Genomic DNA, 19,076 nt, shown 5'->3' with positions numbered 1-19,076 from the left:
ACACAGCATCTAGCCAATTGCGAAATTTGGCAATTCAGCATCCGGCTACTACCGGATCATCCCCGGCGAGTTGGGGGGTGAGTGGGTCAGCCCTTCTTGACCACGCTCGACTTGAGCTGCATCGCCCCGAAACCGTCGACCTTGCAGTCGATGTCATGGCCGTCGACCCCGTCGACCAGCCGGATACCGCGCACCTTCGTACCGGCCTTGATTCCCGAGGGACTCCCCTTGACCTTGAGCGCCTTCACCACGACCACGGAGTCACCGTCCTGCAACACATTGCCGACGGCATCCTTGACCACCCTCCCCCAGCCTTCGGCCGGGGGGACCCCCATCGCGGGAGCGCCGGAGTCCGAGCCGCCCTCGGTGGGCACCCACTCGTGGCCGCACTCCGGGCACACCACCAGGGCGTTCATCTCGTAGGTGTACTCGCACGAGCACTTCGGACAGGGAGGAAGATTCTCGATCATCTCGCCAGCGTATCCGGCCCCGCACCTCGGACGATCCCATCATCCGGCGAGCGGATACGGCCGCTGCGGGACACGTCCGTTGGGGAGAGAAGCAGGCGCACATCGGCTGGAGACGGGGTGCAGGGCTCGTGGACCGGGTGTCGACGACCAGCCCCGATCCCGCCCCTCGGGGCCACTTCGCGACACGGGCCCCAGACGGAGGGACGATCCGTCGCGGAGCCCGCTCGGCCACGCCCCCGGTGTGAGCCGCTTCCGCCGGCTGCTCAAGGCCGGCGGTGGCGAAGTCGGCAGCCTGGACGGTGAAGCCTTCCCGGGCGAAGTGCGAGGCGTCGCGGCCATGGCCGGCTTCAGCACATGGCGCGCCCCCGCCTGGGGCCGGACGTCAGCGGAGGATACGGGCGGTGGCGCAACTTCCGTTCCCTCGCCCGAAGACGGCGGGACCCCGCACGGCGCGCGAAGGCCGCGTCGCGGTCGCTTCAGGTCGGCTCGACCGGGGGCATCGGGACGGTCGTTGCCGGTGTCCGTGGATCCGTGGCGGTTGATCCAAGTGGGCCGTTCGTCGGCGACCGAGGGCCGAACGGCCCTGTGCTTGTGCCCCGCGACGACGAGAGCGTGGCACTGCACACCCTGGCTGCGTCGGCGCAGGCCGACCGGCACCGCGGAGGTAACAACCATGATCCATGGGCGCACACGTGTCGCGGCTGTGGCGGCCCTGGCTCTGACAGGAGCCGTGACGCTGGGAGCGTGTGGCGGCAACGGCAGCGCCGTCACAACGACCGGTCACACTCCGACCGTCACGGCCGGCCCCACTGCCACGGGCAGCAGCACACCCACCACTCCCGATACCACACCCGCCCCGGCAGGCCCGACCAGCGGGTGGGGACCGGACGTCTGGAGCGGAGCGTGGGGCTCCGGCATGATGGGCAACGGCCATATGGGCAACTGGTGGTTGGCCGCCAACGGCAACCGGGTGCGGACCCTCGACCAGGCCAGGCAGCGGGCCACGGCATTCGCCGACCGGCTCGGACTGCGGGTCGGGGAGGTCATGCAGTTCTCCCGGAACTTCTACGCCGAGCTGCAGACCAGCAGTGGCCACCCGGCCACCGAGGTCCTGGTCAACCCCGCCGACGGGGCCGTGCAGATCGAGTACGGGCCGGCGATGATGTGGAACACCGACTACGGCATGCCCTACGGCACCCGCAGTGGGACCCGGGTCCCGGCCGGACAGGCAAAGAACATCGCCCTGGCGTGGCTTCGCGCCCGTGACACCACGCTGACTCCCGGCGACCCGGAGTCCTACCCCGGCTACTACACCTTGCACACCCTGCGCACCGGCAAGATCACCGGCATGTTGTCGGTCAACGCCTCCACCGGCCAGGTCTGGGACCACACCTGGCACGGCACCTACATCGCCACCAGCCGACGGTAGGCAGGACGCGACGAAGGCACGCCCTCTCACTGTGACTCGGGGAACACAGGCGAGCCGCCTTCCGAACCCAGGTCCCCGTCAATTCCGAAATGGCCGAGGTCAGTACGCGTGCGGTCGGGGTACCGAACGCCGGCCCATTTCGCGAACCCCTTGCGAGCCCAAAAGGTTCCACGGGACCCCGCATCCGTACCTCTGTACGTGCGGTTTCCGAACCGGACAGGAGACGCAGTGCTCGTTTCACGCAAAGCGGCGGGAACTCTCTTCCTGGGTGGTGCGCTTGCTGCCACCCTCGGGTCACTTCTCTATCCCGCCATGCTCGGAGTCCAGAAGGTCGGCAGCGCGCCCGAACGGGTCATCGCCACCCCGGCGACCGGACCACTCACGGAGGCCGACCGGGACTTCGTGGTCGAGGTGCGCGCCGCCGGGCTGTGGGAGTACCCCGTCGGTCAGACGGCCTTACGGAAAGGTACGACGATGGCGGTCAAGACCGCCGGGGAGCACCTGATCGAAGGGCATGCCTCCCTGGACGCCGCATGCCGCAATGTCGCCGGGCAGTTGGACATCACGCTGCCCGACCAGCCGTCGCCACAACAGCAGGGCTTCGTGGCCAAGTTGAACGCGGACAGCGGCAAACAGTTCGACACCGACATGACCACCATTGTGCGCGCGGAAGACGGCCGGCTCCTCTCCACGATCGCGAGCGTCCGCACCACCACGAGGAACTCGCTGGTCCGCGCCCTGGCCGACCAGGCCAACGGCACCGTCCTGGACCACATCACGGTCCTGGAGAAGACCGGCCTGGTCGACTTCGGCCAGGTCCTCGTCCAGGAGACCACCACGCCCACGCTCCCGGCCCAGGATCTGACCCCGCCGCCCCCGATCGCGGGCCAGCCCCAGGTCGTCCTCACCCCGCCGACGACCAGAACGCTCTCGCCGAGTCCCTCGGCGGGGTGAGGAGCGAGCCCAGCCTCCGGCGCCGGACAGGCCATCGTGCCCGACCTCAGCCTCCCGTCATCAACCGGAAACCCTTGCGGATGCCCGTGAGCGGAGGCGGCTGATCCGTCACCAGGCGGACCCCTCCGGCCTCCAACAAGCTGAGTTCGGCGTGGGTCCAGCGGGTGGCGCCGAGGACGCGCTGCTGAAGGCGGAGGATCCGGCCCGGATCGACGGAGGCGGAGCCTGCTGCTCGGACCTCAACCTGGACGCGGGCAAGGCGTGTGAGGAGAACTGCGCCCCTCCACGATCTGCCTGCGTCGCTCCCGCGAACGCTCGGTCGGCAGGCCCCGGACGCATCCCGTGCCGGGAGGCGCCGATGTGGTCGGCCGCCGCGAAAGACTGTGCACCGAGCCGCCAAGACGGGGACGGCCGCTGCGGGGGACGTCGTCCAGGTTCTTCGGGGTGAAGGACGGGACTCGGATCATCGTGGCCGGTGCCCGCGAGGCGCCCGGACCGATGCCCACCAGGCCCAGAAAATGAGCAGCGCCGCAGCCGACCTCGGACCGTAGGACCCTGTCGCCGTCGCGCGGCAACGCGCCCGCTTCGTCCCGGAGTTCCCAGTCCGGCCCGCGGCAGACTGAGGTCCGTCAAGGTTTCCGGGCCGCGTGATCCCTCTTTGCAGCTCGCGTCAGACCAGGCGTCAACTTCCGTACGCGTCAGGGCAGTTCTTGCCCACTGACAGGTCCCGTCGTCGCGTTGTCCGGTCGTCGCGGGTCAGTCCCGAAGAGACGCTCCTGAAGCGAGAGCCACATGCATACGGTCCCGGCACCGAGGCGAGTCGGCAGCACCGGCCCGCCGCAGTCAACGCAACACAGGGGGAGGCATCGTGGCGAGTGTTGAAGTGTCGCTGAAGGAGATGATGGCCGGGATCGAGGGGGCATTGGGGGCAGCGGTCGTCGACTACACCAGCGGCATGGCGCTGGGCACGCTGGGCGGCAGCAAGAGCCTGGACCTGACGGTCGCCTCAGCCGGCAACACGGATGTCGTCCGGGCCATGGTGCGCACCATGGAGCAACCGGGCCTCAAGAGCCAGATCGAGGACATCCTGATCACGCTGGACAGCCAGTACCACCTGATCCGCCTGGTCACCGGCCGCAACGGCAACAGCCTGTTCCTGTACCTCGTGCTCGACAAGGGCTGCTCGAACCTGGCCATGGCCCGCCACCAACTCAAACGCGTAGAGGGGGCGATCGAGATCTAACCTGTCCCGGCATGCGGGAACCGCGTCTGCCCATGATGTGAAGACTTCTTCAACTCATCACATCAACATGATCGCAAGCTGTTGTCGCACGGTTCTGAACGCGAAGAAGGATCGGGCATCTGAGGGCGGCCTGTGGCGTGACGCCGGAAAAAAGGGAGCGGACCGCTCTCTACGGCACGGGAAAACGCTACCGGGTCAAGGGGATTCCCGGGGTCCAGGACCGCTCGTTCGAGACGAGCGAGGACGCCAAACAGCGGCTCGCCACGGCGAAGACCGACACGAGGCCCGGTGAGTTCGTCGACCCTCGCGACGGCGAGATCTCCCTCGCCGACTACATAGTCGACCATGGGTGGCCGAGTCGGACTGACGAGCCATCGACCGCGGGTCCGATGCACAGCCGGATCTGGAGTCACATCATTCCGATCCTGGGCGACCTCTCCCTCCGGGACATCGACGCCTCGGCCTTGCGCTCATTCAAGGCAGCGCTGCTCGCCCGGGTCGAGGACACGACGGCCGATGTGATCTGGGGCCACCTGTCGTCCATCCTCAACAGCGCGGTCGACGACCGGCGACTGTTGCGGAACCCCATCAAGGTCCACCGAAGCGTCAAGCCGCCACGGCGCACGGAGAAGAAGGCCAAAGCCTGGGCTCGATCCATCGTCGACGCGGTCCGCTCCCACCTTCAAGAGCGCTACAGGTTCGCGGTCGACCTCGGGCTTGGGCTCGGCCTGCGCCAGGGAGAAGCCTTCGGCCTGGCTGAAGACGACTTCGACTTGGAAGCGGGCGTCGTACACGTCCGGCGCCAGCTCAGGTCGGACATCCAGGGACGGCCGCACTTCTGCCTCCCCAAGGGCGGCAAGACGCGCACGGTACCGCTGCCTCCCAACCTCGCCGCCCGAGCGCACGACCACCTCCGACGTTTCCCGTCCACCCCCTGCACGTTGCCGTGGCGGAACCCGGAGCCCCCTGCCAACGCCCTGGAGACAAAACAACGCAAGCCGATCACCGTGCAGTTGGTGCTCACGACCTCGCACCGCAACCGGATCTACTACCGGACGTGGAACGACAAGAGCTGGAAATCCGCGCTGGCAGGAGCTGGTCTCATCCAGGCCGTCGGCGAGAGGGTCCGCCGGGACGGCGGCCGGATCCGGCGGAGTCCGATCTACGCAGCGCCGCGCGAGGACATGTTCCATGTCCTTCGGCACACCTGTGCCGGTGTGCAGTTGGAGGCCGGCGAGTCGGTCGTGAGCCTGTCCGTGTGGCTCGGGCACGCCTCACCGAAGATCACGCTCGACCACTACGCTCACTTCATGCCGGGTGCCGGTCGACGCGGGCTGACGGCCATGAACTCGTGGCTGGAGCAGTCCCAGCCGCCCATTGTCCCTGAGAAGTCCCTACTGACCGGATGGATCAAGAAGCTGACCCCGAACCCACAGGTCAAAGAACTGATCGCATCCGGGACCACCATGAACGTGAAGTACAAGGAGACCGCGCGCGGGGCCCGCGGTGAACATCATCGAATGCTGAGGGGATGGGATCTGAGCAGCGGGTTCTCGTCTCTCGGTGCTGTCAGGGGCTCCCCTGCTTACCCGGCGGAAAATCCCTGGAAATCCCCTGGGACAGGCGTGAAAGTCCCCGAAAAGCCCCCAGGAAGTCCCTTTGGCTGAGCGTCTGATCTGCGGGTTCGTGACACATGGTCGACGTCGGGGCCGCAGCGAGGGCCAAGTCCGCTGCGGCCGGACGGCTACGGCCTCGCCCGCTCGATCTCATATACCTCCGACGCTCTGGTCCACGGAGGCAGGGCCGCCGATCCAGCGATCGGCGGCCCTGCCTACAACACGTGACATTCCGCAGTGATCTTCGCGGAGCGAGGGCATGACCACTTGACGTCGCGGAGCTACCGACTCTTGAGCTCGGCCGCGGCCTGCGCCACGAAGTCCGCGACCCTCTCGGGCTGGGAGAGCATCGGAACGTGCCCCGAGTCGAGGCTGAGTGTCGTGGCGCCGAGCCTCACGGCCGAATCACGTTCGACAGCCGGCGGGATGGTGCGGTCGTCCTCCGCGACGATGTACCACGAGGGCTTCGACCGCCAGGCAGCGGTCGAAATCGTGTCCCCGAAGCACCGCGTGGCCAGCGGGCCCTGGGTGGCGTACACCAATTCCGCATCGGCCTCGTCGAGATCCTGCACGAAGTCCTTGAGAACTCCTTCCCGGCTCAGCGCGACATAGCCGTCGCCGTACGGCTTGATCTCCGCCGCACCCGGAGCAGGCTCGTAGTCGGCCCACCATCCGGCGAAGGACTGGCCCGAGTCAGGGGCGCCTGCGGCGATGTACGCCAGACCGGCGACCTTCGGATGGTTCCCCGCCTCCGTGATCACGGCGCCTCCCCAGGAGTGGCCGACGAGCAGCACCGGACCGTCCTGCTGATCGATCACCCGGTGCGCCGCGGCCACGTCGTCGGCCAGCGAGCTCAGAGGGTTCTGCACGGCGATCGGGTTCAGTCCCCTGCCGGCGAGCAGCGGGATGACACGGTTCCAGCACGATCCGTCGGCGAACGCTCCGTGTACCAGAACGACGTTGCTTACAGCCATGACCTGTCTCCATTCCTACTGTTGCGTCGGCAAGATTTCCGACATTCTCGACTCAATGACCGGTGACTTCTTCGAGATACAGACAATAGAATTTCCAACACACATAGAGATCCTGCGCTTCCCGCTCAAGACCAATTAACCGGTGATCTATGGAATATGCGTGCCACATGTTCTGCACTCGTTGCCTGAAGTGGCTATCTGCAGGCCCATCAGGTGCCTGAATTGCGGTTGGTCCCAGCGGATATCACCCAGCAACTTTGCCGTGCTCGCAAAATGGGGCGATAAATGATAGTTGGTTTCTGCACTCATGATTCGATGAAGGTGACCACGTCCGGCTCGAACTCTTTTGAGAACCGGCCATGTTCAGCTCGCCGTGCGGCCGAACATCTCCACCTCGGCGACCGCCACCTGCTTGTCCGAGGCCGTTCCGTACGCGCCGCGCAGGATCACGTCGACCTGTACGGCGTCATCCATCGTGGCGTCGACAAGCTGGGGGCCACCGTCCGCGAGTTGGTGACGCGTCAGTGAAGTGCGGCCCGAGGCATCGGTGATGAGCAGGTCGAAGCTCTCAGGGCGGGCTTGAACGTCAAGATCTTCGGAGCGTGACGAGACACCGGGCGTGATCATGATCTTCTCCAGATCGACCGGCTGACTGTAGTTCGCCTGGAGGTACTGTCCCGCGGAGTCGCCGGAGAATCCGGGTCCCCACCAGCTATTGCTGACCCCGTCGAAAGCGGACTGCGCGGGGTGCGCGGCGTCGGAGTTCGACGCACTCACAGCGGCGGGCGGGAGCGGAGTGGGGTCGGTGAAGTGGTCGCGTATCGCGCGGATCACAGCGGGGGTCAGAAACGCCGCGCCCACCAGCACGGCAGCGACGCCCACGATGGCCAGGACCCGCTTCCACGGCACGCGGGGCCGCCATCCCGCGAAACGCTCGCCCCACCGACGGGCCGCCGTGGGTACCTGCTGTCCGCCGCGGTCCAGTAGGGCGCCGTCGTTCCGGCAGAACGTACGGTCCGGGCGGTTCCGTACTCCGCACCGCCAGCAGGTGATGCCGTTCTCCTCCTCCGCCGTCACGGCGCGCGCAGTCGGCCGTGCGGGCTGGGGGCGGCCGGGCAGTACGGCGGGGACGTCCGGGGCAGCGGCCTCCGTCCCGGGCACGGGCACGAGGAGCGCCCTGGCCCGTGTCCGGCCGCCGGCCTCCGCCTGCCGCGCCGGCCCGGGCCCGGTCTCACCCCGTGGGGCACGTGGCGTCCCGTCTCCACTCGCCGGCCGGTCGGGTTCCGGCTCACCGCGGGAAACGGAAACCGCCTCTCCAGGCGTCGCCGTCGACTCCGGCGTCGCGACCGATGCCGCTCCCGCTCCCGCACCCGCACCCGCACCCGCACCCGCACCCGCACCGGATGTCCCGCCGCTGGGACGGCGTACCGAGCCGCCCGCGCCTGGCCCTCGCGTCGTAGCGGCTCTCCCGGCGGAGCCGGACGGGTTCTCCTGCGGCGGGCGCGGAGCGCCACCGACGCGTTCCGCGCGCGAAGCGAAGGTCGCCGCCAAGGTCCCGTCGGACCCGGGCCCCGGCCGACCCGGTTGCTCCTCCCCGGACGCGGACCTGGCTGCGGACACCGGCCCCGATCCCCCTGGCACGGACCCGGCAGAAGCAGGACCCGGCCCAGCGGCAGGAGCTTCCGCCGCGTCCCAGTCCACCAACGTCCCGCACACCTCGCAGAACGACTCCCCGCTCCCGGGGCCCGCGGTTCCGCAGACCGGGCACAGCCCTTCGGCCGTAGGCTTCTCGCTCATCTCTTGTCAGTCCTCTCAGCCAGCACCTCGACGGTGAAGGGCAGATGCGCCGGGCGGGCCGCGGCGACCAGGGTTTCCAGGCGGCGGGTGTCGAAGGCCGCCGGGTCGGGGACCCGCACGACCACCCGCAGGCCCGGGCGCGGATCGCCCGGGAACGGGCCACGCGGCCGGGACGACCAGGCCGCGCCGCCGCTTTCGGTGATCTCGGGTGTGATGCCGAAGGCCAGTCGGATCGCGGCCGCCAGCCCGTACGCCGTCCCGCGGCGCCGGTGCAGTGCCATCGCCGTTCCGACGGCTTCCCGCCGGGCGGACTCCGTTGCCAGGCCGTCCAGTTCGGCTCCGACCCAGCCCCCGATCCAGTCCAGGAAGTGGACGGGCGCGAGTCCGGGGCGGAAGTACGCGTCCAGGCAGTCCAGAGCGTTCAGCACCGGTGCCTGCATCGTGTCCAGCCCGTCCGCGAATGTCCCGGCGAAGCCGTCCTCCGCGTACACACCCGGCAGTTGGTCCCGCAGCGGGCAGGGGGAGACAACAAGGGAGTTCATCGGTCCCCGATCACTCGGACACGGTGGTCGTACGGGAACAGCAGGGCAGAGCCGGTCAGTTCGATGCGGTCCGTCGGCTCACCGCGGCGCCCCGTCAGCGGGTCGGCGGGGCACAGCTCGACCTCGTCCACCAATTCCACGCCCGGCACGCGCTGCAGCGCGGCGAAGATCTCCCCCGCCCGCAGCGGCCGGCCGAACGGCCACCCGCTCCCCTCCGCCCCACCGCTCAGCGGATCCAGATAGGCGTACAGGGAGTCGAGCGCGGCGGCCCGCACCTCCTGTGCGGAGACGCTCCGGTAGGCGTGCAGTGTCGCCGTGACCGAGACACCCTGGTAGTAGGGCGGGCCGACGGCCAGTCGCGTCCCGAGCGGGCGGCGCTCGTCCAGATGGCGCGTCACGCGCGCCAACAGCTCGTCCTCCGGGACGAGTTGCTCGAAGCGGAGCCGGCCGCCGGGATCGGACACGGCCCGGGGCACGACGAGAACCCGTACGGCCCCTTCCCCGTCCGTGTCCGACTCCGCCCCCAGGCACATGATCCGCGCGGTCTCGGGCGCCGCCTGCCGGGCCAGTTCCTCGTAGTCCCGCGAGGTCACCGCCCGCTCCTGGGCCCGCAGCGCGATGGGCGCGCGGACCTTGGCCTCCTCGACGGTCTCGCCGTCGATCCCGCCGCGGGCGGCCTCCCGGTTCTCGACCCGGGCGATGTACGGGATGGAGCTGCGCAGCACCTGGAGCCGACCGCGTGAGACGTTGCCGCCGCGACCGCCCCCGGCCCGGTAGCGCGCGGCCCGCACCACGGCGCCTTTGGCGGGTACCGCCCCGAACTGCCGCAGGCTGCCGTCCGGTTGGCGTACGGACGGTCCGAAGGTGATCTCGCCGGTCGTCGCGTCGACCGTCAGATGCCGGTCGGCCGCTCCGGAGGCCGCGAAGTCGGAGACGATCCGCCACGTCTGCCAGCCGCCGTCGCCGCCCTCCGCCACCTCGACCTCCAGCGGCGGGTCGTCCGCCACGATCGGCGCCTGCCCGAGCCGCATCCGCTGCCCGGGAGCTCCGGACGACTCCCCCAGCCGCTCGTCGCGAACCTCGACCGCGTGCACGGCGCGGACGGTGCCCCCGATGGTGTAGGCGGCGGCGGACCGGATGGTGGGGGTGGCTGCGTAGAAAGGCTGGTTGCGGGCGGGCTCCAGGACCCGGCAGCGCAGCCAGCCCGCCTCGTGCTGGCCGAGTTGGGAGAGTGTGTGCCCGCCCGGCACGTGCAGGATCACCTCACCGGCCCGGTTGAGACCCCCGGTCGTGTCCTCGTCCACGTCGCACGGCTCCCATCCCGCCGCCGTCCGCGCTTCCCAGGCGAGCGGCGGCTGGCGGGGGTCCACTCCGACGCCGTCGACACGGCTGTCCAGGGCGAGCACCACCGCGCAGTCGGGGACGGCGGCGGACAGGCCGAACAGCAGCACGTCCCCGGGCTGCGGTTTCGCGGCGAAGGCCGGCACGTCGGTGGTTCCCAGAACAGCACTCGTACGGTCCTGGGGGCTCCCCTTGTTCTCCTGCCGCAGTACGCGCCGGAGCGAGCACGGTGGCACGGTCAGGTCCCGTTCGGTGGTGAAGACGACCGCTTCCTGGGTCTCGGTGCGCTGGGTGGCCACCTCGGTCCCGGTGGGCAGCCGTACCGGTTCGGTCTGGGCGGCCGACAGCCAGAAGGTGACGTCGGCGCGGGCCGCCGACGGCGGGAAGAGCGTCACGCCCAACAGGTCCAGGAAGGACAGATAGTTCTTGTCCGGGACCCGGTTGAGGCGGTAGACGAGCTGGTCGGTCATGTAGGCGACGGCCTCGACGAGGGTGATGCCGGGGTCGGAGACGTTGTGGTCGGTCCACTCCGGGGCGCGCTGCTGGATGAAGCGCTTGGCGTCGTCGACGAACTGCTGGAACTGCCGGTCGTCGAGGTTGGGGGTGGGCAGGGCCATGGGTGTCACACATCGCCTTCGCTGGACGGGATCACGTAGAAGGGGAAGACCAGGCTGCGCGGATTGCTGGTGCCTCGGATCGCGTACCGGACGTCGATCAGCAGCACCGCCGCGTCGTCGGCGGATGCGGTGACAGCCACCTCGGCCACGTCGATCCGGGGTTCCCAGCGCTCCAGGCTGGTCCGCACCTCGTAGCCGATGCGTCCGGCGGTCGCCTCGTTGACCGGTGCGAAGACCAAGTCGTGTACGGCGCAGCCGAATTCGGGTCTCATGGGCCGCTCTCCGGGCGCGGTGGCGAGCACCAGCCGGATGGACTCCTCGATCTCCCGTTCCCGGCGGACCAGGGCGATGGAGCCGGAGGCGTCGGTGTGCAGCGGGAACGCCCAGCCCGCGCCGACGAACTGCTCGCCCATCAGAACGGCACCCCGTTGCGCAGAGTGACACCGGTCAGCGTCACGGTCGCCGCGGTGACGGACGCGTTGGCCGCCGAGACCAGTGAGACCGGCCCGACCGCCTTGACGCTGGCGGTGCCGACCGCGTCGAGGGTCACGGCGCCGCCCGCCGTGAGTCCAACCTTGCCGCCGGCCTTGAGGTTCAGCGCGGCCCCGGCGGAGATGTTCACCGCCCGTGCCGCCGTGAGATTCAGGTCGCCGCCCGCCTTCACGTCGACACCGCGTGCCCCCTGGATGGTGACGCTGCCGTCGCTGCGGATCGTCACGGTCGTACGGTTCTGGTCGAGGTGGACGGTGAGTGCCCCGTCGCCGGTGCGCAGCCGTACGCCCCGCGCTCTGCGGGCGTCGTCGAGCAGTTCGACGGCCTGGCCGCCGCGCGAGGCCAGGCTCCGCCAGTTGACGGTGCCGCTGGTGGCGTCGACGGGCGGGCTGCCCTCCTTGATGCGGGGCAGCTTGTCGACACCGTTGTAGAGACCGGCCAGGACGTACGGGTGCTCCAGCGAGCCCCGGTCGAAGGCGGCCAGCACCTCGTCGTTGACCTCGGGCAGGATCAGCCCGCCCCCGCGTACGCCGCCGAACTGCGCCACCCGGCACCAGTCGCTCTCGTACGTGTCGGACAGCCAGGGGAAGCGCAGCTTGACCCGGCCCATCTTCAGCGGGTCCTTGATGTTGCTGACTACGGCGACGACGACACCGGGCAGGGCGGGCGCCTCCTGGGAGCCTGCCGCCAGCCCGTACAGCGAACGGAACTGACGACCGCTCACCTGGACCCACGTCGTGTACTGCTGCCGCGACGCGAAGACGTGCCGTGCACCCGTGACCGTGTACTTGCCCTCGAACGGTGACCCCGCGCCGTTGAGCGCCACCGGCACCCCCGGCCGCAGTTCGGGATTGCCGTTCACGGCGATCTCCAGCTCGGCGAAGGAGCCCGTCACATCGTCCGCCAACGCCTGGGCGGCGTGCCGCACTTGGGCCTGTGTGGTGTACGGGACCGCCGTGCCGGTGAGCGAGGCGGCGCCGAACGGGGTGCTGAGCTTCGCGGGTGTGGTGTCCGTGAGGATCTGCGTGCTCGCGGTGGCGGGCGCGTCGGCGGAGAGGGGTCGTTTGGTCTGTACGTCCCAGCCGCGCACCGAGACCGAGGGGACCTGCCCGGCGGCGGTGACGGAGACCCGGCTGTTGGTGGCGTTGGCGCCGAACTCCAGGACGTAGGGACTCTGCCCGGACGGCGTGGTGTCGGCGGGCGCACCGGAGGCCGTGCGCAGGGCGGTGAACTGGAGACGGCCCTCTTCGTCGAAGTACAGATGGACGTCGTTCTCGCGGGCCAGACGCGCCAGGAAGTCCCAGTCGGTGAGATTGGGCTGGGTGGCCAGCTCGTAGACGGTCGGGGTCGGGTCGATCGTCCCGGTCCTGAGTCCGTTCTGGGTGGCGAGCCGGCGCACGATGTCGGCGGCGGTCATGTTCGGGTATCCGGCGACGCGGCGGTTGCGCAGGAGCCGGTGACCGGGGTCGTATCCGCGGACGATCAGCGACTTGCCCGTCCCGTCGGCGTCCGCCTCGAGAGCGGTGACCTCGCCGGTGAGCAGCGGACGGCCCTTGGTGCCGTCCGTGTACGGGATCAGCTCCGTCTTCGCGCCTACGGTGAGCGAGGGGAAGGTGCTCAGCAGATCACGGGCCGGGTCGCTGAAGACGAGCCGGAAGGCGGCCGGCACGTTCACGCTCGTGTCGATCCAGGCGGAGACGAGGCGCCCGGCCACGGGGTCGGGCAGCGGGGAGCCCTGGACCAGCACTTTCAGGACGGTCGTGAAGGACTTCGTCGTCTGAGTCGTCATGGTGTTCCGCCTCGTTCTCGTTCTCGTCCGCGTCGTACGTCGTCGGCCGACGGCAGCAGGAGTTCGCTGCCGGGCCGCAGTCGCATGGGGTCGTCGATGCCGTTCGCCTCGGCGATGGCACGCCAGCGGGTGGCGCTGCCGTACTCGCGCCAGGCCAGCGAGGGGAGCGAGTCGCCGACGACCACGCGGTGGACTCGCTGGGCGGTCAGGGCACCGGAGGTGGGGTTCTGGCCCTTGGTCGGCGTCGGGATCTCCTTGAGCGACAGCCGGCATGTGGCCCGCAGGGGCTCCCCGGTCGGGCTGAACAGCGAGTAGGCGGCGCTGACGCTCTCCACGTACGCGATGAACTGGACGGTGCTGAAGCCGCCCCACGAGAAACGGACCCACGGCGGGGACGGGCGGTTGGTCGGCAGGCTCTCCGGATCGACCTCGCAGCAGGAGAGCAACTGGTCCACTTTCTTGCGGACTTCCGGAGTGGTGGGGGTGGCGGAGGAGTCGAGGAAGACCTCGACGGACAGCGAGGCCGGGTCGGCACCGGAGAACTCCTGCTGAGCCCCGCGGTCGAAGCCGACGGCCCGCTGGGCGTACCAGGAGGCCGAGCGTGAGAGCTCCAACTGGTTGGGGTTGAACTGGAACTCGACCTCGTCGATCCGGCCGCCCAGGGTGTGACTCGACCCGCTCGGCGGATGGTGGATGGTGAGACGGGCCCGTACAAGGCTGTTGTTGGCGCCGGTGGGGGGCATCAGGTCCCCCTGGCGTCAGTGAAGCCGTGGTGGGCGATTTCCAGGGTCTCGGTGGCGACGCCGGGGCTGGCCGGGTCCATGTTCGGCCCCTGCCACCGCACGGGGAGCACCTCGACGAGCCCCCACTGCGCGACGACGGAACCGTCCGCGCGCAGTGCGGCGATCTGGCCGGTCGGCCGGGCGATCCCGGTGGCGATGGACGAGATCCACGCGGCGGCCTTCCCCGTGTCCGGGGTGAGCGGCCGGGTGAGCCGGATGTTCGAGTACGTCACCCGTGACGGCAACTGCCACACGAACCCGTTGTTGCCCCCCTCTTCGCGCTGCTCCACCTGCACCTCGGAGGCGAGCCCCTCGCAACTGTTGAAGAGACCGAGGTCCAGGCCGTCGATGGAGAGCCGGAAGAACACGGTGGAGGCGGGGTCCAGGGGGCTTGGCATGGGTGGGGTCCTCGGGTCCTTGGGTCGTTGAGCCATGGCGGCGATGTGACGGGGGTCGGGTCAGGGAGCGTCGCGAAGACGGCCCAGGCGCTCGCGGTCGCCGCGGAGTTCGGAGCGCAGGAGGCGGGAGAGGGGTTCCAGGAGGGAGCGTGCGAGGGCGTCGAGGGATTCGGGAGTCAGGGTGTCGGGGGCGGAGCCGGGGGGTGCGGAAGCTCGGATGGGGTGCTGTACCGAGGGAGCTGGGGTCTGGCGCTGCACGGGAGTTGGCGGGGTCGGTGAGTGTGCGAGGACCGGTGGGCGCGGAGGTGGTGCCGGGGGCTGATGGTCTGCGGGCGAGGGGGAAGCTTGAGCGGTCCGTACCGTGGGCCGGCCGGTCGGAGGTGTGGTCGGCCGGGTGTCGTGGGCCCGCTGAACCGCGGTCGGGGTGGATCGAGTGGCCGCGGTGCGGGTGGACGCGGTGACCGAAGCCGGGATCACCGGCCGGCGCGCCGGAGGAAGGCGGGGCGCGACGGGCGGTGCGGAGGTCCGAACGGCGGTTCGCGGGGCGGGTGTCAGGCGTTGCGCCCGCTGGAGTGGCGGTCGGCCGGGCTGCGTCGGACGTGCGCCCGGCGACACCGTCGCGTGGGTGGCAGCGACCGGAAGGGGCGTGCTGCCGGAGTGCCGCACCTTTACGGCGGCCACCGGAATCGGCGTCGCGGAGCTCGGAAACGCTGAGGTGAAGAACCCTGAGGGGGAAGAGGAAAGGGAGGGCGTGCGCGACGGGGTGATGGTCCGGGGGATGAGCGACGCGACGGGGACTGTCCCGTCGGCCGGAGCTGCCCTCTGCTTGGGCGGTGCGGTGGCCGGGCGTCGCTGGACGAATGATGCTTCGGGTCGATGCACGACGGCCGGTTTCGCCGCGTCGCCGAATGCGGGGACGCTGTGGGTGACGCGGGAGCGGCCAGGGGCGACGGGTGATTCAGTCGCTTCCGTCGCGCGATACATGTCGGCCGGCCCGATGCCTGAATTTTCGGGCCCCCTCGCGGGGCGGACGGAAACGTCCTGCGCTCCCTCGACCGCGAACAGCCTGCTGGGCGCCGGAGTTTGAGTGTGCCGCGTTGCCTCGGACGAGCGCTGCACCGCCGGGGCCAGGACCGTGGTCATACGGGTGGCGGACATGGGGTGGATGGTTCGTGGGGAGCGTGGACCGCGCGGGGCGAGTGTCACGCTCCGCGCGGTGGCAGCAGTCGTCCCCACGGGGACCGGAGACCCTGCCTGCGCGGCAGGCGAGCCCGGCACGGTGGACGGGGCGGAACGGGCGGACCTGGCGGGGGCGACAGGGCTCACGGGAGTGGGTGGGGCCGTGGGGATGTGGGCCCCAGTGGGAGCGCGCGAAGCGGTGGGCGCAGGAAGTCCGGCAGCAGCGGTGGAGCCGGCGGGGCCGAGAGTGCCTACGGGAGCGGGCCGAGTCGTGGGCCCAACGGGAGCCGAAGGCGCACGCGAAACAATCGGCGCGCCCGAACCGACGGCCGCCGCGGAGTCGCCGGCGCCGAGGACCTCGGCCGGGGCAGCAGAACTGGATGGGGTTGCCCGGGGCGTGGGCCCGACGGGACCTGCGAGCACGCGCGAAACGTTCGGCCGGGCCGAACCGGCAGCCGCCGCGAGCTGGGCAGAGTCGGCGAGCTCCGGTTGCGAGGTGGTTCGGTCGCCGTCCTGCACCGACGGCTCAACCGCCGCAGCGGCGCTGGTGCGTCGCTGAACCGGCGCGCGTGTCGAGCCGCCGCCCGATCGCCGCCCGGAGTGCACAGACCTCGGCTCGGCGGAGAGTCGTGACGCCTCCTTCGCCACCCCCGGCTCCGCCGCGCCGGGCACCATACGCGACGGGACGGTGCGGCGGCGCGGCGGACCAGGGGGTGGGTCCGCCGCGCCGCGTCCGGAAGGTGCGGATCGGGTCACCTGATCCGCACCGGCGTTGGGCACAGGGCTGTCACTCGCGCCCGGGCCCGGATGCCCGGACCGGAACGACCTGGCCGCCGGCGCCGGGTTGCGACCGGAGTCCGTTGGTTCGCGAACCGACGGCGCCCCTGTCGTAGTGGTCGATGACGGGGCATCAGCCGTACGAAGCATCTGCACAGCAGGCGTCGTACGAGCCGGAACCGAGCCGCCGGCCGGATGGAACGAACGCGGAGTGGCCGCTCCACCCGACGGCGACACGGTGACCGTGCCGGACGGCCCCTGCGTCGACGGGGTTGGGGCAGTGGGCGTTGCCGGTGCAGGTGACGGTGCAGGACGCAAGGGCGCACCGAGTCCGGTACGACGTGATACGAGGTTGCTGCCCCGCTGTCGATCGTGGCCCTGGACCAACGCGGTGGGGACGGCGTCAGCGTCCCTGGGGGCCGGAGCCAGAGGTGCGCCGAGCCCGGCTCGTGATTGACCGGCTCCCCTAGCTCCGGGTGCCGACCCCACAGGCTCCCACGCCGTAGACCCACCGGACGTGGAACGTTGGACAGGAGTCGGACCTCCTGGGTGCTGGTGCGCCCCGGGGTCCGGGTCAGTCCCGCTCAGGGCGGAGCGTTCCGCTACGACACCGGAATCACGGGGGGTGGCCGACTGGACCCCGGCCCCGGTGGAGCCCGCGCCCACCGACCGCTGAACCGTTGCCGAGCGCTCCCCTCCCGCCGTGGCCGTCCGTCCGGTGACGCTCGTGCCAGAGGCGTCCTGGGCCTTCGCGGCTTCAGGGGGTGCGGCTGGTGGCATACGCTGCGCGACCGAGGAAGCCGTCCCGTCGGCCGCGGGCGCCGATGCCGCACTGCCCTGGCCACGGGCGGCTCGGCCCCCGCCCGCGGTCGCCAACCGTCGCAGTGGGGTGACCGACGGCGCCGAGAGCAACGGCGGTCTCGCGGACCGGGAGAGTGTGGCTCGCGCGACCTGCCGGGCCGACGGTCCCCGGGAGCCGGATTCCCCGCCGGGGCCACCGGACGAACCCGAGGGACCGGACGGCTCGGGGCGCCTGGCGGGCTTGGCGGAGGTGTGTCCCGACGCGTTCAACGGCACGAGCGACCCGTTCGACGCGCCTGGCCCGTCCGGTGCGCCCGGCATCGCAGGGGCGGAACCGCCGACCGGCCCTCCTCCCCCCGCACGCTGCACGGTGCCCGATCCGCCCGCCCGCACCGGTGCGGGCGGCCGCCGAACCGTCGCCGGCCCGGCCGTCGCGGCCCGTGTCACGGTGTTGCGGGCGGGGTCCGGCGCGCCGCCGGTGTCAGCTCCTCGCCCGGCGTCGTCCAAGACCCGTATTCCGCGCCCGGAGGCCACGATCCCACCGGTCAGTGCCGGATTCCCGTATGTGGTCAGCCCACCGGCGAAGTCCAGCGTCACCACCGGGGACATGGGCCCCAGCGTCCGCTGGACCGGAGCCGCCGACCGCCATTCCACGCCGGAGGCGCGGGACGCGGCGGGCTCACCCGACACGCTCGGCACCCCCAAGTCGGAGCCCGGCCCAGCCCCTCGAACCCGCCCCCAAAGGCCGGCCAACAACCCCGCCATGTCAGTTCACCCCTCCTCGCGGCTCAGCAGTGCCGCGGTCCGCTCGACGTATCCCCTGCGGTCCGCGTGTTCCAGATCCAGCAACTCGCCCAGCCCCCAGCCCAGATGGAAGGCGAGGTACGCGACCTCCTCGTGCAGGCGGTCGGTCGCGTACGTCACGATTCCCCCAGGCGGCTCCCGGCCAGTTCCACTTCGAAGGGCTCCGAGCAGTGCGGGCAGGACACCGCCGCCCGGGTGTGCCCCTCCGCGTTGATCTGCCGGTAGAAGTCCTGCAAAAACGCGAGGTCGGAGGCGAACATGTTCTCCACCACCCCGTCGTGCACCGACGGCAGCGTGCCGAGGCGGGTGATGACGCGGCCCAGCAGGACCACCGACAGGTAGGCGGGGTTTTCCTGGACCCGAATGTCCCGCAGGGGGACGAGCTCGTCCCTGGCCGTGGACAGCCGCATGGTGCCGGCGCGGTGGCGTGTCCCCGACTCGTCGACGTACCCGCGCGGCAGTTCGAAGGAGAACTCCGTCCGCAGGGCTGCCACCGGAGAGGCGGGCGACGCGGGCGACGCCGAGGTCACCGACTCGGCAGCCGGTGCCTCCGCCGTGGCGACGCTCCCCACGCCCCCTGTTCGCGCGGCCGTACGCCTGATCACTCGATGACCAGCTCTTCGAAGACGATGGTGACCTGCTCGGTCAGCGCGGAGGTGTCCCCGGCCTTGACCCCGCTGGTCTCCACCTTGCTGCACCAGGCGTTGCGCATGTTGTAACGCTTCACCGGGCTGTTCTGGTAGTCCATCATCATGATCGTCGCGTTCTTGCGCGCGGCGCCCATGTTCCCGGCGATGGAGTCGTTGATCCACGACGTGAACGCCGCCGACTCGGTCATCCCGCGGGTGACCGTGCACTCGCCGGCCTTCTTCACGCCGGGCATCTTCTTCGTGACGGGCTTGCCGTCCTTCGAGACCTGCTGGTACTCGATGACGTCCTGCTCGACGGAGAGGCCGCTGACCTCCTGGAGGTACTCGACCATGACGCCGTCGATCTGCAGGCCGAAGTTGTGTGAGGTGAGGGCGTCACCGGGCTGAAGGGACATGCTCGTTCGCTTCTCTTTCCGAGGTC

The 19,076-nt window shown here is 70.3% G+C and carries 16 protein-coding genes; 4 read left to right on the top strand and 12 right to left on the bottom strand.

From position 1 onward, the window contains the following. Window positions 1-86 precede the first annotated feature (86 nt). A complete protein-coding gene (locus tag OG223_RS52325) occupies window positions 87-470 on the bottom strand; it encodes a zinc ribbon domain-containing protein YjdM (protein WP_329264948.1) in 384 nt (127 codons plus the stop codon). 730 nt (window positions 471-1,200) lie between these two features. Between OG223_RS52325 and OG223_RS52320 the strand changes: the two genes are divergently transcribed. The 4 genes from OG223_RS52320 (at window position 1,201) to OG223_RS52305 (ending at window position 5,763) form a co-directional block, all read left to right on the top strand. Continuing rightward, on the top strand, window positions 1,201-1,899 hold the full coding sequence (locus OG223_RS52320; protein ID WP_329264947.1) for a hypothetical protein: 699 nt from the start codon (window positions 1,201-1,203) through the stop codon (window positions 1,897-1,899). A gap of 264 nt (window positions 1,900-2,163) precedes the next feature. Continuing rightward, window positions 2,164-2,853 carry a DUF4142 domain-containing protein gene (locus OG223_RS52315; RefSeq protein WP_329265910.1) on the top strand — a complete coding sequence of 230 codons (690 nt, stop codon included), beginning with the start codon at window positions 2,164-2,166 and terminating at the stop codon, window positions 2,851-2,853. Between the two features lie 868 nt (window positions 2,854-3,721). Continuing rightward, window positions 3,722-4,096, top strand: coding sequence for a hypothetical protein (locus OG223_RS52310; protein ID WP_329264945.1), 375 nt, complete (start codon window positions 3,722-3,724; stop codon window positions 4,094-4,096). Between the two features lie 137 nt (window positions 4,097-4,233). Continuing rightward, on the top strand, window positions 4,234-5,763 hold the full coding sequence (locus OG223_RS52305) for a tyrosine-type recombinase/integrase (protein ID WP_329264944.1): 1,530 nt from the start codon (window positions 4,234-4,236) through the stop codon (window positions 5,761-5,763). A 230-nt stretch (window positions 5,764-5,993) separates the two neighbouring features. On the opposite strand, the gene OG223_RS52300 is transcribed toward OG223_RS52305, so the two are convergent. The 11 genes from OG223_RS52300 to OG223_RS52250 all read right to left on the bottom strand — a co-directional run bounded on the left by OG223_RS52300 (window position 5,994) and on the right by OG223_RS52250 (window position 19,050). Beyond that, a complete protein-coding gene (locus tag OG223_RS52300) occupies window positions 5,994-6,686 on the bottom strand; it encodes an alpha/beta fold hydrolase (protein WP_329264943.1) in 693 nt (230 codons plus the stop codon). Window positions 6,687-7,049: 363 nt separating this feature from the next. Beyond that, window positions 7,050-7,853 carry an NADase-type glycan-binding domain-containing protein gene (locus OG223_RS52295; protein WP_329264942.1) on the bottom strand — a complete coding sequence of 268 codons (804 nt, stop codon included), beginning with the start codon at window positions 7,851-7,853 and terminating at the stop codon, window positions 7,050-7,052. A 626-nt stretch (window positions 7,854-8,479) separates the two neighbouring features. Next, on the bottom strand, window positions 8,480-9,025 hold the full coding sequence (locus OG223_RS52290) for a phage tail protein (protein WP_329264940.1): 546 nt from the start codon (window positions 9,023-9,025) through the stop codon (window positions 8,480-8,482). Further along, entirely contained in the window at window positions 9,022-10,983 is a 1,962-nt protein-coding gene (locus tag OG223_RS52285) for a putative baseplate assembly protein (RefSeq protein WP_329264937.1), read from the bottom strand. Before OG223_RS52285 ends, OG223_RS52290 begins: the two co-directional genes overlap by 4 nt. A gap of 5 nt (window positions 10,984-10,988) precedes the next feature. Then, window positions 10,989-11,396, bottom strand: a complete 408-nt coding sequence (locus OG223_RS52280; RefSeq protein WP_329264935.1) for a GPW/gp25 family protein — start codon at window positions 11,394-11,396, stop codon at window positions 10,989-10,991. Beyond that, a complete protein-coding gene (locus OG223_RS52275) occupies window positions 11,396-13,264 on the bottom strand; it encodes a VgrG-related protein (RefSeq protein ID WP_329264933.1) in 1,869 nt (622 codons plus the stop codon). Before OG223_RS52275 ends, OG223_RS52280 begins: the two co-directional genes overlap by 1 nt. Next, window positions 13,261-14,007 carry a CIS tube protein gene (locus OG223_RS52270; protein WP_329264931.1) on the bottom strand — a complete coding sequence of 249 codons (747 nt, stop codon included), beginning with the start codon at window positions 14,005-14,007 and terminating at the stop codon, window positions 13,261-13,263. The genes OG223_RS52275 and OG223_RS52270 overlap by 4 nt, the downstream gene beginning before the upstream one ends. Next, window positions 14,007-14,444 (bottom strand): phage tail protein, encoded by a 438-nt coding sequence (locus OG223_RS52265; RefSeq protein WP_329264929.1) that lies wholly within the window; start codon window positions 14,442-14,444, stop codon window positions 14,007-14,009. Before OG223_RS52265 ends, OG223_RS52270 begins: the two co-directional genes overlap by 1 nt. Before the next feature lie 3,528 nt (window positions 14,445-17,972). Continuing rightward, the gene (locus tag OG223_RS52260; RefSeq protein WP_329264927.1) at window positions 17,973-18,125 is read right to left on the bottom strand and encodes a DUF6760 family protein; all 153 of its coding nucleotides are present in this window, start codon (window positions 18,123-18,125) and stop codon (window positions 17,973-17,975) included. Next, window positions 18,122-18,607: a hypothetical protein gene (locus OG223_RS52255; protein ID WP_443073882.1), complete on the bottom strand. Its 486-nt coding sequence runs from the start codon at window positions 18,605-18,607 to the stop codon at window positions 18,122-18,124. Before OG223_RS52255 ends, OG223_RS52260 begins: the two co-directional genes overlap by 4 nt. After that, entirely contained in the window at window positions 18,607-19,050 is a 444-nt protein-coding gene (locus OG223_RS52250) for a phage tail protein (RefSeq protein WP_329264924.1), read from the bottom strand. The genes OG223_RS52255 and OG223_RS52250 overlap by 1 nt, the downstream gene beginning before the upstream one ends. Window positions 19,051-19,076: the final 26 nt, after the last annotated feature.

This window comes from Streptomyces sp. NBC_01478, from assembly GCF_036227225.1.
Taxonomy (GTDB): domain Bacteria; phylum Actinomycetota; class Actinomycetes; order Streptomycetales; family Streptomycetaceae; genus Streptomyces.
Note: the sequence above shows the minus strand (reverse complement) of the source record. Positions and strands in the feature narration are given on the sequence as shown.

Coding starts and splice junctions, on each gene's coding strand:
- OG223_RS52280 (WP_329264935.1), bottom strand. CDS start 11,396: ATGGGCGAGCAGTTCGTCGGCGCGGGCTGGGCGTTCCCGCTGCACACC.
- OG223_RS52300 (WP_329264943.1), bottom strand. CDS start 6,686: ATGGCTGTAAGCAACGTCGTTCTGGTACACGGAGCGTTCGCCGACGGA.
- OG223_RS52265 (WP_329264929.1), bottom strand. CDS start 14,444: ATGCCAAGCCCCCTGGACCCCGCCTCCACCGTGTTCTTCCGGCTCTCC.
- OG223_RS52250 (WP_329264924.1), bottom strand. CDS start 19,050: ATGTCCCTTCAGCCCGGTGACGCCCTCACCTCACACAACTTCGGCCTG.
- OG223_RS52285 (WP_329264937.1), bottom strand. CDS start 10,983: ATGGCCCTGCCCACCCCCAACCTCGACGACCGGCAGTTCCAGCAGTTC.
- OG223_RS52325 (WP_329264948.1), bottom strand. CDS start 470: ATGATCGAGAATCTTCCTCCCTGTCCGAAGTGCTCGTGCGAGTACACC.
- OG223_RS52270 (WP_329264931.1), bottom strand. CDS start 14,007: ATGCCCCCCACCGGCGCCAACAACAGCCTTGTACGGGCCCGTCTCACC.
- OG223_RS52275 (WP_329264933.1), bottom strand. CDS start 13,264: ATGACGACTCAGACGACGAAGTCCTTCACGACCGTCCTGAAAGTGCTG.
- OG223_RS52290 (WP_329264940.1), bottom strand. CDS start 9,025: ATGAACTCCCTTGTTGTCTCCCCCTGCCCGCTGCGGGACCAACTGCCG.